The sequence below is a fragment of the Variovorax sp. Sphag1AA genome, from assembly GCF_014192575.1.
Taxonomy (GTDB): domain Bacteria; phylum Pseudomonadota; class Gammaproteobacteria; order Burkholderiales; family Burkholderiaceae_C; genus Variovorax.
The window spans coordinates 77,406-90,005 of record NZ_JACHYC010000004.1; the positions used below are offsets into that span (position 1 = coordinate 77,406).

A 12,600-nucleotide genomic window follows, 5' to 3' on the forward strand; every position below is an offset into this window, starting at 1 on the left:
TGTCGCCAGCTCGGTCTGGTGGATTCTTCGCAAGTAACTCGTAGCGGTTTTGCTGCAACGGGCACCTCCAAGGGTGCCCGCACTCCAATGGCTCATCGTGTCTGACCGCTTTTCAGCTCCCCCTTCTGCCCTCGGGCTCTCGCGAAACGCCGTCATTGCGGGCGGCGTGGTGTTATTGCATATCGCTGCCCTTTGGGCGCTGCAGAGCGGACTTCTGCGCCGCGCTGCTGAAATCGTGATCCCGGTCGAGATCCTCAGCGAATTCGTCGAGCCTCCCAAGCCCAAGGAACCGCCGCCGCCACCGCCTCCCCCACCGGAGCCCAAGCGGCAGATCACCAAGACGCCTCCGCCACCTCGGCCGCAGGCGATTCGCGAGCCCAAGCCCGCTCCCAACGCGCCGACCGGCAGCCTCGAGCCACCTCCGCCGCCGGCGCCCATCGCCGCACCCGCACCGCCGGAGCCACCTGCTCCGCCGCCCGCGCCACCAGCACCGCCTTCGGTTCAGTTGCCGTCGAGCAACGCTGATTACCTGCAGAACCCGAAGCCGGTCTATCCAGCGATGAGCAAACGCCTCGGCGAACAGGGCAAGACGATCGTGCGCGTTCTCATCGGTGTGGACGGCCTACCCAAGCAGGCAAGCATTTTTCGGTCAAGCGGCTACGAGCGACTGGACGAGGCAGCACGCCAGGCCGTCATGAGTTGGCGCTACGTGCCAGGCAAGCGCAATGGCGTCGTTGAACCGATGGAGTTCAACGTCCCGATCAACTGGGTTCTCAATTAAATTTTCTGGAGTAGCTTCGTATGGATTCCCAATTTGGCCTGATGAACGTCTGGCATCAAGGTGACTTCGTCACCAAGGCCGTGGCAGTGCTGTTGATCGGCATGTCGCTCGCATCCTGGATCGTCATCCTGATCAAGGCGCTCGACGTCGTCCGGTACAAGCGTCTCGCCAAGCATTCGCAGGATTTCTGGCACAGCGAAGACTTCGCGACCGCGCTCAACAAGCTTGGCAGCGATGACGGCAATCCTTTCCGTGCGCTCGCGCTCGAAGGCCGCGAAGCTGCAGCTCATCATCGCAACACCAAGGCGCATCTCCATGACGCACTGGACGTGAGCGACTGGATCACGCGCGCACTTCGCAACGGCATCGACGAATTCACTGCTCGCCTGCAGACGGGTCTCGCCGTGCTGGCGTCGGTTGGCTCGACCGCGCCGTTCATCGGGCTGTTCGGCACGGTGTGGGGGATCTATCACGCCCTGATGAGCATCGGCTCCGCCGGCCAAGCAACGATCGACAAGGTCGCCGGCCCCATTGGCGAGGCACTGATCATGACGGCCCTGGGCTTGGCGGTCGCGATCCCTGCCGTGCTCGGCTACAACGCCCTCGTCCGCGGCAACAAGTTCGTGCTGACCAAGCTCAATAGCTTCGCCCACGACCTGCATGCCTACTTCGTGACTGGCGCGCGTGTTCAGAGCGGCGGAGAAGCCACAGTTGTCGCACTCAAGAAGGGCTGATCACCATGGCCTTCGGAACCCAAGACGAGCCCGATGAGGTGATGAACGAGATCAACATGACGCCGCTGGTCGACGTCATGCTGGTTCTTCTGATCATCTTCATCATTACCGTGCCGGTCATGAAGCACGCGGTGAACATCGACCTGCCGCGCGCGAGCAGCGAACCGGAGCAGACCAAGCCGCAGAACATTCTGTTCACGGTCGCCGCTGATGGGAGCTACTACTGGAACGAGCAGAAGATCGAGGATTCGGAATTGCTCCCGCGCATGGCCGCTGAAGCCGCGAAGGATCCCCAACCCGAACTGCACATCCGCGGCGACAAGGCTGTGCGTTACGAGCGCGTTGCGCAAGCTATGTCGGCCGCTCGGGAAGCGGGCGTGCGCAAGATCGGTTTCGTGACCGAGCCTGATTCAAAGTGATGCGACGCTGAGCGAACCCGCTCAGCGAAAAAATCTATCGCGACGATTGACTTTTTATTGCGAATCATTATCATTTGCACATCGCCTCGATAAACGGGATTTTCAAGATGCAAGTAACGCCAAATGCCTTTTCCGTCCTGAACCACCCTTCGCTGGACCAATCCGGCGGTGGCCGTGCTTCCAGTGATGCGGCTGTGCGTCCCGCCCCGCTCGTCGAAAGCGCTGAGCTTCTCAAGGGCAACAAGACCGTGGGCATCATGCACAACGGTTCCCTCTATCGCTTGCAAGCCACCAAATTCGGTAAGCTGATCCTGACCAAGTAACGTCAGCTCGCCCCTCGCGCAAGTTTCATCGTGGGGCGACTCAAGGAGACCATCTCCGAGGGTCGTTTTTTGCTAGCCAACGGTTCGCCGACTAGCCATGCACTTTTTTCCATAGTGGACACCAAATAAAAACGCCGACCCTGGGTCGGCGTTTTTCATTTGAGCCTACTGATCAAAGACCGAGTGCAGCGATTCCAGCTCGCGCGATCTGCGCGTCCTCGTTCGATTTGACGCCGCTCACACCAACCGCACCGATGACGTGTCCGTCCTTCACGATCGGCACACCGCCTTCAAGCAGACCCTGAACGCCCGGCGCAGTGAGGAAGGATGTGCGACCGCCATTGATCATGTCCTCGTAGGTCTTGCTTTCGCGGCGCCCCATTGCAGCGGTATGGGCCTTGGCGGGCGCGATGTGGGAAGAAAGCGCTGCGGCGCCGTCGAGGCGCTGCAACCAGAGCAGATTGCCGCCGTCGTCAGCGATCGCGATGGTCACTGCCCAATTGTTCTTGACGGCTTCGGCTTCGGCGGCCGCAGCGATCGCCTTGACATCGGCGAGTTCGAGGAAAGACTTGGTTTTCATGGATCGTCCCAGAAAGTTGCGCAACCTAGAAGCATAGCGCTCGCAAGTGGTCGATCGCGAAGCCTGCTAACACCGTTCGAATCCAGGTATTTGTTTTTGCGCCCTCTTGTGGCGCCCTAGAATGCGCCCCAACTGCGCGCTGCAGCACATTTGTGGAGTTTCAGCAATGAACGATCCTGTCAACACACTCGCCACCTCCGCCGGCTACGGCCAGGCACTGCCCCAGGCGGAGCGTCATCGCGTTCTGCGCAACACCTATTGGCTTCTCGCCCTGAGTCTCCTTCCGACGGTTCTCGGCGCGTGGCTCGGGGTTGCTACGGGCATCACCCGCTCGCTCACGGGCGGCGTCGGACTGATCGTGTTCCTCGCTGGCGCCTATGGCTTCATATTCGCGATCGAGAAGACCAAGAATTCCGGTGCCGGCGTTCCAGTGCTCCTGGGCTTCACGTTCTTCATGGGCCTGATGCTCTCGCGCCTGATTGCGATGGTGCTCGGATTCAAGAACGGGCCCGAGCTCGTCATGACCGCATTCGGTGGCACTGCCGGCGTGTTCTTTGTCATGGCGTCCCTCGCGACGGTGGTCAAGCGCGATCTTTCAGGGATGTCCAAGTGGCTGTTTGTCGGCGCCATGGTGTTGATGGTCGGCGCGATCATTAACGTCTTCGTCGGTTCGACCGCGGGCATGCTCGCAATTTCGGTCGCGGCGATCGGCATCTTCTCGGCGTACATGCTGTACGACCTCAAGCAGATCATCGACGGCGGCGAAACCAACTACATCAGCGCGACCCTCGCGCTGTACCTGGATCTGTTCAACGTCTTCCAGAGCCTTCTGTCGCTGCTGGGCATCCTGGGTGGCGAGCGCGACTGAACTGAAAGCGCCTCGCTCCACCAAAAAAGGGGCCTGACGGACCCTTTTTCATGCCAGATCGAACACCGCGATTGACTCGACGTGCGCGGTGTGCGGAAACATGTTCACCACGCCCGCAAACGTGCATCGATAGCCGGCCTGATGGACCAGCAAACCCGCATCGCGGGCCAGTGTCGACGGATTGCAGCTCACATAAACGATGCGCTTGGGCGGCACCCATCCCGCCTTCAGTTCCGGCTGTTGATGCAGGTCCGCCAAGGCCTTCGCCAGCGCGAACGCGCCTTCGCGCGGCGGATCGACCAACCACTTTTCAGCGGAGCCGTCAGCCACAAGCATTTCAGGCGTCATTTCGAACAGATTGCGTGCGACGAAGCGGGTCGCGGCAAGTTCGCGCCGAGTCGCCGTGGCGGGACGGTTCCGTTCGAAATTGTCTGTCGCACGAGCCACCAGCGTGTCGCTGCCTTCGATGCCCAACACTTCGGCCGCCCGACTCGCGAGCGGTAGCGTGAAGTTGCCCAGCCCGCAGAACCAGTCGATGACCCGTTCGTCCGGTTGGACGTCGAGCAACCGGAGCGCCCGACTGACGAGCACCCGATTGATGTGCGGATTGACCTGGGTGAAATCCGTCGGCTTGAACGGCATTCTGACGCCGAACTCGGGCAATTCATAAGCCAGCCCCGCGCCGCCTTCCTCGAGCAACTTGACGGTGTCCGGCCCCTTGGCCTGCAGCCACCATTGCACGCCCTCGTGCTGCACCGCGAATGCCTTCAGGCGATCAATGTCCGCACCCGACAGGGGCTCCAGATGTCGCAGCACGAGTGCAATCACTCCCAGACCAAGCCCATCCGTCGCATCGCCGCATGCGAGTTCGATCTGCGGACAGGTATCGCGCGCATCCAACGAACCGATCAGCTCACGCAGCGGCATCAGCATGTCGCTGACCTGCCGCGGCAGCACTGGGCATACCTTCATGTCCGCCAGATAGCGGCTCTTGCGCTCATGGAAGCCGATGAGCACCGTCCCCTTCTTGATCACATGTCGCACCGAAAGGCGCGCGCGATACCGGTAGTGCCATGCCGGCCCTTCAAGCGGACGCAGGATGCTCTCAGGCCGGACTTTGCCGAGGTGCCAAAGGTTGTCCTCCAACGCCCGTTGCTTCACGGCCACTTGCGCAGCGGCATCGAGGTGCTGCATCTTGCAGCCACCGCAGGCACCGGCATGCAAGCCGAAGTGCGGACAACCAGGCCGCACGCGCTGGGACGACTCGCGGCCGATCTTCGTGACCGTGCCCTGCTCCCAGTTGTTCTTCTTGCGGTGCACATTGAGTTGCACCTGCTCGAAGGGCAATGCGCCTTCGATGAAGACGACCATTCCGTTTGCCTTGTGCGCTACGCCCTGCGCATCGAGATCGAGCGATTCGACCTGCAGCCATTCATCGTTGGAGCGCTGTTGCTCCTCGTTCTTCACTTTCGAATCCGTCATTCCCCGATTGTCTCAGGCAGCGCGCCCGAGTCCGGAGCTCACAGAAGAGCGTCGCGCTGTACGCCGGCCCGCGCCAACTGCCGTCGCATCTTGGCAAGCGCCTCGTTCTGAATCTGCCGTACCCGCTCGCGCGTCAGACCAAGGCGAACGCTCAACACCTCGAGCGTTTCAGGATCGCGGTCATGCAGACCGTAGCGGCCTTCGAGCACCTCGCGTTCACGCTCGGTGAGAGCCAGGATCCAATGATCGAGGAGCCGCTCGATCTCATGCGTCTGCGTGACCCCGGTGGGATCGCCCCCCTCATCGTCCGACGCCACCGTGTCGGCGAGCGTGAAGCTGTCTTCACCACGATCACTGCCGGCGTCCAGCGAACGCGGCGCCTCTGCGAGCGCCAGAAGATCAGCCACTTCCTGGACTTCGCGGCCCAGCAACGCGGCAACATCTTCGACGCGAATGCCGTCAGGTCGACGGGCCAAGAACTCGGGATCACCCTCCAGCGTCCGACGTGCGCGCATCACTTGCTGCAGTTCGCGCACGACATGAACCGGCAGACGGATCGCGCGCGCCTGCATCATCGCGGCACGTTCGATCGATTGCCGGATCCACCAGGTCGCGTAGGTGGAAAAGCGGAACCCCCGCTCCGGCTCAAACTTGTTGATCGCATGCATCAGCCCGAGGTTGCCTTCCTCGATCAGATCCGCCATCGGTACGCCGCGACCGAGATAGCCCTTGGCGATGTTCACGACGAGGCGAAGGTTGTGCTCGATCATGGACTGCCGCGCGGCGAAGTCCCCGCCCCGCGCAGCGCACGCGGTTCGATACTCCTCCTCGGGAGTGAACAGCTCGGTCCGGCGAATTTCACGCAGGTAAAGCGTGAGCGAATCGCCGCTCTCACCCGAAAGGTCGACAGCGACCGCGCTTCGCAGGTTCTCGTCGCGCCCGTCGCTTGCTACGCCGTCGATCGGATCGTGGGCGTTCGTGTTCCCGGATTCACCAGCGTGTCCGAATTCGTGAGCCGATGTTCCGCCGTTACCCGCCGCTCGCCGCACGACCGGAGTGCGATAAGGGCGAGAGTTGGCCATGGCACGTTAGCGTGGCGGCAGGTACCGAGCCGGGTCGACCGGCTTGCCCTGACGGCGTATTTCGAAGTGCAGCTTGACGCGGTCAGCGTCGCTGTTGCCCATCTCGGCAATCTTCTGTCCCTTCTGCACGGACTGGTCCTCCTTGACCAACAGCGTACGGTTGTGCGCGTAAGCGGTCAGATAGGTGTTGTTGTGCTTCAGGATGATGAGATTGCCGTAGCCCCTCAAGCCGGCGCCGGCGTAGACCACGCGACCATCTGCAGCCGCGAGAACCGAATCGCCGGCCTTGCCGCTGATGTCGAGGCCCTTGTTCTTGGCCTCGTCGAAGCCCGCGATCAAGGTACCTTGCGCAGGCCAGATCCAACCCACATCCTCGTCACCCGATGCCGATGCTGCGGGCGGAGTCGGCGATGCGGTCACAGGCGCGGGCGGCTTGGCGGTGCCATTTGTGGTCGCATTGGCAGACGACGCAGCCGCGGCAGCCGTGGCGGGTGCGACGATTGGTTGCGTCACCGGTCGGGAGGCGGCGCCAGATGCCTCCGTGGTCGATGCGACCGGCGGTGCCAACGGCGCCGCTGCCCCACCCACAGGCGGGATCACACGCAACACCTGTCCCACTTCGATAAGGTCAGGGTTGTCGAGATTGTTCCACTTCGCGATGTTCTGCCAGCTCTGGCCTGTCTCCGCACCAATACGGCGAATCGTGTCGCCGGGTCGCACCGCGTAGTAGCCGGGCTTGCCGTAGTTTTCGATGCCTGGCAGCGGCTTGCCCGACGGATCGGTGGTAATCGGGGGCACACCGATCCCAGGTTGGACGCTCGTTGTGCCAGCAGCAGGCGCGCGTGTCATCGCGCCGCGATCCTCGACAGGCACCGGTCCGCTCGGCGTTGAACATCCCACAATCACGAGCGCAACTGCCAGCGTCATGCCGGCAAGCCAGCCCCGATTGCCAATACCCTGCATGTGTTCTTCCTTCAAGCAATTCCCGATTTTAGGGGGACAAAGTGAACCGCCTCAAGAACGCGGCGCTCGATTCCACGTGCGGTTTTGTCAATGACAACGAGGGCTTGTCCGCCGGTCGATGATCGGGTCGGTGCGACGATCCTGCCGCCCACGGCGAGTTGTGCGACCCACGCTTCGGGCACTGCCTCTCCGCCTGCTGCAGCGATGATGCCGGCGTACGGCGCGCCCTTGGCGTAGCCGACCATTCCATCTCCCAACAAGAGGTGAACGGTCGCGAGACGAAACGGCCGCAGATTCGCGCGCGCACGCTCGTGAAGCCCTCGCAGTCGCTCGATGCTGTAGACCTCGCTCGCCACATGACTCAGCACTGCAGCCTGATAGCCGCAGCCCGTGCCGATCTCGAGGACGCGACCCAATCGATCGGCCGGTTTGTTCGCGAGCGAAGGCGCTCCGAGCAACAGCTCGATCATGCGCGCAACCACGTTCGGCTTTGAGATGGTCTGCCCCAGTCCGATCGGCAGGCTGGTGTCTTCGTAGGCCTGATTGACCAGCGCACTATCGACAAACATGTGTCGCTCGACCGTGCCCATTGCCCGTAGCACGCGCCCATCGGCGATGCCTTGAGCAGCAAGGCGTTGCACCATGCGCGCGCGCACAGCATCCGATGCCATGGATGGTGTCGCGTGCACCGTGGGTCTCGCGGGCGTTGGCGAAGTCCGTCCGCGAACTGCCGGAGGTGCCCCGGTCGTCAGCCGCGCCGGGAATCCAGGACGTTGGCCTGCCATGTCAGGAAGACTCGCCGAGTCTCGCCACCGTGTCTCGCCAGTTGCCCAGACAGGCATGGTCGGTCAGGTCGATCTGCAATGGCGTCAATGCGACATGGCCCGCCGCCGTCGCATGGAAGTCGGTGCCCTCTCCACTGTCCTTGGCGCCACCTGCGCCGGCGATCCAATACATGGTCTCGCCGCGCGGGCTATCCTGGGTGATCACTTTCTCGGCGGCATGACGGCGGCCGAGCCTGCACACCTTCACCGGCTTCAACTCTTCGAATGGCAGGTTGGGGATGTTGACGTTGAGCAGGAATGCAGGGCCGCCGATCATCTTCTCGCGTTTGATCTGCTGGACGAGTCTTCTGGCTGCACGGGCGGCCGCATCGATGTGCGCCCAACCCTTTTCGATCTGGGAGAAGGCAATGGCAGGAATGCCGAACAGATAGGCCTCCATCGCCGCACCGACGGTGCCAGAGTAGATCGTGTCGTCACCCATATTGGCGCCGTTGTTGATGCCCGAAACCACAAGGTCCGGTTTGTAGTCAAGCAAGCCCTTCAGGGCGATGTGCACGCAATCCGCCGGCGTACCGGTCACATAGCGAAAACCGTTGTGCGCGGCATGCACGTATAGCGGCGCAGCAAGCGTCAGTGCGTTGGACTTGGCGCTGTTGTTGTGCTCGGGTGCGACCACCTCGACGTCAGCCACATCCTTCAATGCGTCGTGCAGCGCCACGATGCCTGGAGCCTGGTAACCGTCGTCGTTCGAAATAAGTATCTTCATGGGCGTCTGGAAGTCCGAAAGATTGTAGGCGGCAGGTGCGTCGCGGCTGGGACAACAGCGCCCTTGCCCGAGGCCTATCATGGCCCGCTCTCTCAATCATCACCCCCGCCTCATCTACAGGAGACACGAGCATGCATGCATGGCTCTGCGAAAACCCCGTCGGCGTCGATGCGCTGACATGGAAAGAACTGCCGACACCACAGCCAGGCCCCGGCCAGGTCCTGGTCGAAATCAAGGCAGCGAGCCTGAACTTTCCCGATCTTCTGATCGTCCAGAACAAGTACCAGATCAAGCCCCCGCTGCCGTTCGTGCCAGGATCTGAATATGCCGGCGTGGTCGCGGCGGTCGGCGAAGGCGTCAAGAACCTGCGCGTGGGTCAGAACGTCGCCTGTCTTTCCGGCACTGGCGGCTTTGGCACTCACACGCTCGCACCAGCGGCCCTGTGCATGCCATTGCCCGACGGATTTGGTCATGTCGATGCGGCTGCATTCATCATGATTTACGCGACGTCATGGCATGCGCTGATGGATCGCGCCCAATTGAAGGCCGGTGAAACCGTCCTGGTTCTCGGCGCCGCAGGTGGCGTCGGCACGGCTGCAATTCAGATTGCAAAAGCGGCCGGCGCCAAGGTGATCGCCGCGGCCTCCACCGATGAGAAATGCGAGCTTTGCAAGTCCATTGGCGCAGATGCGACGATCAACTACACGACCCACGGTCTTCCCAATGCATTCCGCGATGCAGTCAAGGCCGCGACCGACGGCAAAGGACCCGATGTGATTTACGACCCGGTCGGCGGCGAATTCGCCGAGCCCGCATTCCGGTCGATTGGATGGCGCGGCCGCTATCTTGTCGTCGGTTTCGCTGCAGGCCCCATTCCCTCGCTGCCGCTGAATTTGGCGCTTCTCAAAGGCGCCTCGCTGGTCGGCGTGTTCTGGGGAGATTTCGCCAAGCGCGAACCCAAGGCGAATGCGCATATGATGGCCGAATTGGCCAAATGGTATGGCGAGGGAAAGATCAAGCCGGTGATCGACAGCACCATGCCTATGGCGGACCTGAAGGCTGCCTACGCGCACATGGGCTCGCGCGGCGTGAAGGGCAAGCTGGTCCTCGTCAACTGAGGCGCAGCGCGACAAGCCAACAAAAAAGCCCGCGAATCGCGGGCTTTTTTACTGAAGACCAGGGGTTACTTGATTTCGAAGTCCGACAGCGATTTCCCCGCAGCCAGCGCTTCCGTTACCCAGCGCGGCTTGCGACCACGGCCACCAGACCATGTCTCTCCTGTCGGGCTGCGGTACTTTGCAGCTGCCTTTGCAGGAGCCGCGACCACATTCCTTCTGCCGCCACGCGCCGCAAGTTTCAGATCGGAGGCAGTCAAACCGTATTCCGCGATCTTCCTGCGTACTTCCTCGATCACACCAGCCCGCTCTTGATTCCTGAGCTCTTCGGCTTGCTTGCGCAATTGCGCAATCTGCTCGTCGTGCTTCTTGATCTGGGAATTGATGTCGGCAAGGGTTGAGGCCATCGGTGCTAATCCTCCGAATTGGAAAGCAAAAATTTTAATTGAGATTCCAATTACAGCAACCGAGACGCGCAAAAAAAAGCGCCGACCCAAGGGTCGGCGCTTTTTGATCAATGCAGTTTGGGGTGGCTGATGGGACTCGAACCCACGACGACCAGAATCACAATCTGGGACTCTACCAACTGAGCTACAGCCACCGCAGAGCCCGCAATTGTAGCGTGAAAAAGCTACCTTTCGGCGCCGATCGCAGAATCAGATGGCTTCGGGACCAAGATTTCGGCCTTGAAGCGGTTCTTCAGCATGTCGTAGTAGGCGGCCGTCTCGGCGGCTCCCACAGCTTGCCCGAACTGTTCACCTTCCTGCTTGGCCACCTCCGGCGCGGGCGGCGTGCGCGGCACGTTCTTCACGACCCGCACGACGGCGAAGCCTTGGGCGCCCAGGTCGGCACCGACCAGCGCGGGCAACTTGGCACCGTCGGCCCGCAGCGCAGCCTCGATCACTTGCGGCGGTTGCGCCTGCGGCTCAAGCCGCGAGACCGTGACAGGAGAACCGAATGCGGCACCAGCCGGATCGGCCTGCCAAGCCTTGAGCTTGGCCGCCCCCTCCGCCTTCGCAAGGGCCGCCGAACGCTCAGCGACGAGCTGTGCGCGGACCTTTTCCTTGACTTCATCGAACGGCATTGCGCGCGCCGGCGAGTACTGCGTGACCCGGCCGGCCGCGAGCTGGTTCGCCCCGACCTCGATGGCCTCAGTGTTGTGCTTGCGCTCCAGCGAATCGGGCGCAAAAAGCGCGTTCAGGAAATTCCGGTTTGCCAGGGGGCCGGCAGCGCCCGGCGTAGGCACGCGTCGAACGTTGGTCGCCGTCTGGATGGTGAGGTTCAGCTTCTCCGCTGCCGGCTTCAGGCTGTCGGGCTGCTGATAGACGATATCGGTGAACGTTTCGGCCGCCTTGGCGAACTCCTGGGTCGCCTGTTGGCTCCGGACTTCGTTCTCGATCGTCGCACGGACCTTCTCGAACGGCGGCACAACTGCCGGCTTGATGTCACTCAAGTGAATGATGTGAAAGCCGAATTCGGATTCGACAACGTTGCTGATCTCACCCTTCTTGAGTGCGAACAACGCGTCCTCGAAAGGCTTGACCATGGCGCCGCGCGTCACGAAGTCGAGGTCACCGCCCTTCTCTGCGGAGACGGGATCCTGCGAATTCTTGCGCGCCACGTCCGCGAAGGTGGCAGGCGCCTTGCGAACTTCGGCGAGCAGTTCCTCTGCCTTTGCGCGAGCCTTCTCGCGGTCGGCGGCGGGTGCGCCTGCAGGAACGGCAATCAGGATATGGCTTGCGCGACGCTCTTCCTTGCTACCGAAGCGGGCGCTGTTCTGGTCGTAGTAGCTGCGCAGATCCGCATCGCTGATCGCGATGTTCTTCTTGGCTGCTTCGAGATCAAGCAGCAGGTATTCGACATTCGCTTCTTCCGGCGCCTGGAACTGCGCGGAATGATCCTTGTAGAAAGTCTGCAGATCTTCGTCGGTGACATTGACCTTGGAAGCGAAATCGGCCGGCTTGAAAAGCGCCACCTGGATCTCGCGACGGTCATAGAAAGCATTGAGCGTTGCAGCGGCTTGTGCGGCGCTCGCGAACGCAGTCCCGGAAATCCCGAGCGACACCTGCTGCGTCGCAAGCTCTGCGCGAATCGCGGCTTCGTATTGTTCCGGCGTGCGGCCGGTGGCCCGCATGAAGCCTTCGCGATCGAACTTGCCGTCAGGCGTCCGGAAGGCGGCGAGCCCGGTATTTTCCGCAAAGAGACGCGCAAGCCGTTCTTCGGAAACCGTCATGTTCGACTTCGCGGCGGCGGCTGCCAGCACGCGATCGCGAACCATGCGCTCCAGCGTGGCATAGCGCGCGGCGTCCGAATCGAGCATGGCGGGCTCGATGTTCGGCGCCTGCTGGCGGATGCGATCGACCTCGTTGCGGTGCTGTTGCTCCCACTCCGGGCGCGTGATGTCGGCGCCATCCACGCGCGCCACTTTCTCGGCCTTGCCGCTTCCCTCGTAGCGATTGACGCCGAACAGCACGAACGAAGGAATGATCAGCAAGAACAAGAACCCCATGATGATCTTGTTGTACTTGCGGAAGGAATCAAACATGCTGGAGCACTCTCTTTGACGGATTGCGAAACGGCAACAAAAAAGGCGAACGCTTTGTTCGCCTTTTGTGTCGGGTGGTGGGTGCTGAGGGGTTCGAACCCCCGACCTACGCCTTGTAAGGGCGCCGCTCTACCAGCTGAGCTAAGCACCCCACCGT

Annotated in this window: 14 protein-coding genes and 2 tRNA genes; 6 read left to right on the forward strand and 10 right to left on the reverse strand. The window is 61.9% G+C overall.

Annotation, left to right across the window (positions count from 1 at the left end):
* The first annotated feature begins 97 nt into the window (after positions 1 to 97).
* The 4 genes from FHW64_RS16375 (at position 98) to hemP (ending at position 2,257) form a co-directional block, all read left to right on the forward strand.
* On the forward strand, positions 98 to 781 hold the full coding sequence (locus tag FHW64_RS16375) for an energy transducer TonB (protein WP_409350627.1): 684 nt from the start codon (positions 98 to 100) through the stop codon (positions 779 to 781).
* A 20-nt stretch (positions 782 to 801) separates the two neighbouring features.
* Positions 802 to 1,515, forward strand: a complete 714-nt coding sequence (locus FHW64_RS16380; protein WP_184528088.1) for a MotA/TolQ/ExbB proton channel family protein — start codon at positions 802 to 804, stop codon at positions 1,513 to 1,515.
* Between the two features lie 5 nt (positions 1,516 to 1,520).
* Positions 1,521 to 1,934 carry a biopolymer transporter ExbD gene (locus tag FHW64_RS16385; protein ID WP_184528090.1) on the forward strand — a complete coding sequence of 138 codons (414 nt, stop codon included), beginning with the start codon at positions 1,521 to 1,523 and terminating at the stop codon, positions 1,932 to 1,934.
* A 107-nt stretch (positions 1,935 to 2,041) separates the two neighbouring features.
* The gene (gene hemP, locus FHW64_RS16390; protein ID WP_184529152.1) at positions 2,042 to 2,257 is read left to right on the forward strand and encodes a hemin uptake protein HemP; all 216 of its coding nucleotides are present in this window, start codon (positions 2,042 to 2,044) and stop codon (positions 2,255 to 2,257) included.
* Positions 2,258 to 2,429: 172 nt separating this feature from the next.
* On the opposite strand, the gene FHW64_RS16395 is transcribed toward hemP, so the two are convergent.
* The gene (locus FHW64_RS16395; RefSeq protein ID WP_093161537.1) at positions 2,430 to 2,837 is read right to left on the reverse strand and encodes a heme-binding protein; all 408 of its coding nucleotides are present in this window, start codon (positions 2,835 to 2,837) and stop codon (positions 2,430 to 2,432) included.
* 166 nt (positions 2,838 to 3,003) lie between these two features.
* On the opposite strand from FHW64_RS16395, the gene FHW64_RS16400 reads away from it, so the two are divergent.
* Positions 3,004 to 3,705 (forward strand): Bax inhibitor-1/YccA family protein, encoded by a 702-nt coding sequence (locus FHW64_RS16400; protein WP_184528092.1) that lies wholly within the window; start codon positions 3,004 to 3,006, stop codon positions 3,703 to 3,705.
* A gap of 48 nt (positions 3,706 to 3,753) precedes the next feature.
* Here FHW64_RS16400 and rlmD read toward each other — a convergent pair whose 3' ends face one another.
* Genes rlmD through surE form a run of 5 tightly spaced genes read right to left on the reverse strand, consistent with a single transcriptional unit; the run spans position 3,754 to position 8,783 of the window.
* A complete protein-coding gene (gene rlmD / locus FHW64_RS16405; RefSeq protein WP_184528094.1) occupies positions 3,754 to 5,187 on the reverse strand; it encodes a 23S rRNA (uracil(1939)-C(5))-methyltransferase RlmD in 1,434 nt (477 codons plus the stop codon).
* 38 nt (positions 5,188 to 5,225) lie between these two features.
* Positions 5,226 to 6,269: a sigma-70 family RNA polymerase sigma factor gene (locus FHW64_RS16410; protein WP_184528097.1), complete on the reverse strand. Its 1,044-nt coding sequence runs from the start codon at positions 6,267 to 6,269 to the stop codon at positions 5,226 to 5,228.
* Positions 6,270 to 6,275: 6 nt separating this feature from the next.
* A complete protein-coding gene (locus FHW64_RS16415) occupies positions 6,276 to 7,232 on the reverse strand; it encodes a peptidoglycan DD-metalloendopeptidase family protein (RefSeq protein ID WP_184528099.1) in 957 nt (318 codons plus the stop codon).
* Positions 7,233 to 7,243: 11 nt separating this feature from the next.
* Positions 7,244 to 8,017, reverse strand: a complete 774-nt coding sequence (locus tag FHW64_RS16420; RefSeq protein WP_184528101.1) for a protein-L-isoaspartate(D-aspartate) O-methyltransferase — start codon at positions 8,015 to 8,017, stop codon at positions 7,244 to 7,246.
* A 1-nt stretch (position 8,018) separates the two neighbouring features.
* On the reverse strand, positions 8,019 to 8,783 hold the full coding sequence (surE, locus tag FHW64_RS16425) for a 5'/3'-nucleotidase SurE (protein ID WP_184529154.1): 765 nt from the start codon (positions 8,781 to 8,783) through the stop codon (positions 8,019 to 8,021).
* 131 nt (positions 8,784 to 8,914) lie between these two features.
* Between surE and FHW64_RS16430 the strand changes: the two genes are divergently transcribed.
* Positions 8,915 to 9,901, forward strand: coding sequence for an NADPH:quinone oxidoreductase family protein (locus tag FHW64_RS16430; RefSeq protein ID WP_184528102.1), 987 nt, complete (start codon positions 8,915 to 8,917; stop codon positions 9,899 to 9,901).
* Between the two features lie 65 nt (positions 9,902 to 9,966).
* Here FHW64_RS16430 and FHW64_RS16435 read toward each other — a convergent pair whose 3' ends face one another.
* The 4 genes from FHW64_RS16435 to FHW64_RS16450 form a co-directional block, all read right to left on the reverse strand.
* Positions 9,967 to 10,305: an H-NS family nucleoid-associated regulatory protein gene (locus tag FHW64_RS16435; protein WP_184528104.1), complete on the reverse strand. Its 339-nt coding sequence runs from the start codon at positions 10,303 to 10,305 to the stop codon at positions 9,967 to 9,969.
* A gap of 118 nt (positions 10,306 to 10,423) precedes the next feature.
* Positions 10,424 to 10,499 (reverse strand) — tRNA-His (locus FHW64_RS16440).
* A gap of 30 nt (positions 10,500 to 10,529) precedes the next feature.
* Positions 10,530 to 12,443 (reverse strand): SurA N-terminal domain-containing protein, encoded by a 1,914-nt coding sequence (locus FHW64_RS16445; protein WP_184528106.1) that lies wholly within the window; start codon positions 12,441 to 12,443, stop codon positions 10,530 to 10,532.
* Positions 12,444 to 12,518: 75 nt separating this feature from the next.
* Positions 12,519 to 12,594 (reverse strand) — tRNA-Val (locus FHW64_RS16450).
* Positions 12,595 to 12,600 lie beyond the last annotated feature (6 nt).

Bases quoted from the DNA above. Each gene is read 5' to 3' on its own strand.
- FHW64_RS16415 (WP_184528099.1), bottom strand. From the start codon at position 7,232: ATGCAGGGTATTGGCAATCGGGGCTGGCTTGCCGGCATGACGCTGGCA.
- FHW64_RS16395 (WP_093161537.1), bottom strand. From the start codon at position 2,837: ATGAAAACCAAGTCTTTCCTCGAACTCGCCGATGTCAAGGCGATCGCT.
- surE (WP_184529154.1), bottom strand. From the start codon at position 8,783: ATGAAGATACTTATTTCGAACGACGACGGTTACCAGGCTCCAGGCATC.
- FHW64_RS16435 (WP_184528104.1), bottom strand. From the start codon at position 10,305: ATGGCCTCAACCCTTGCCGACATCAATTCCCAGATCAAGAAGCACGAC.
- FHW64_RS16430 (WP_184528102.1), top strand. From the start codon at position 8,915: ATGCATGCATGGCTCTGCGAAAACCCCGTCGGCGTCGATGCGCTGACA.
- FHW64_RS16410 (WP_184528097.1), bottom strand. From the start codon at position 6,269: ATGGCCAACTCTCGCCCTTATCGCACTCCGGTCGTGCGGCGAGCGGCG.
- FHW64_RS16445 (WP_184528106.1), bottom strand. From the start codon at position 12,443: ATGTTTGATTCCTTCCGCAAGTACAACAAGATCATCATGGGGTTCTTG.
- FHW64_RS16420 (WP_184528101.1), bottom strand. From the start codon at position 8,017: ATGGCAGGCCAACGTCCTGGATTCCCGGCGCGGCTGACGACCGGGGCA.
- rlmD (WP_184528094.1), bottom strand. From the start codon at position 5,187: ATGACGGATTCGAAAGTGAAGAACGAGGAGCAACAGCGCTCCAACGAT.
- FHW64_RS16400 (WP_184528092.1), top strand. From the start codon at position 3,004: ATGAACGATCCTGTCAACACACTCGCCACCTCCGCCGGCTACGGCCAG.
- FHW64_RS16385 (WP_184528090.1), top strand. From the start codon at position 1,521: ATGGCCTTCGGAACCCAAGACGAGCCCGATGAGGTGATGAACGAGATC.
- FHW64_RS16380 (WP_184528088.1), top strand. From the start codon at position 802: ATGGATTCCCAATTTGGCCTGATGAACGTCTGGCATCAAGGTGACTTC.
- hemP (WP_184529152.1), top strand. From the start codon at position 2,042: ATGCAAGTAACGCCAAATGCCTTTTCCGTCCTGAACCACCCTTCGCTG.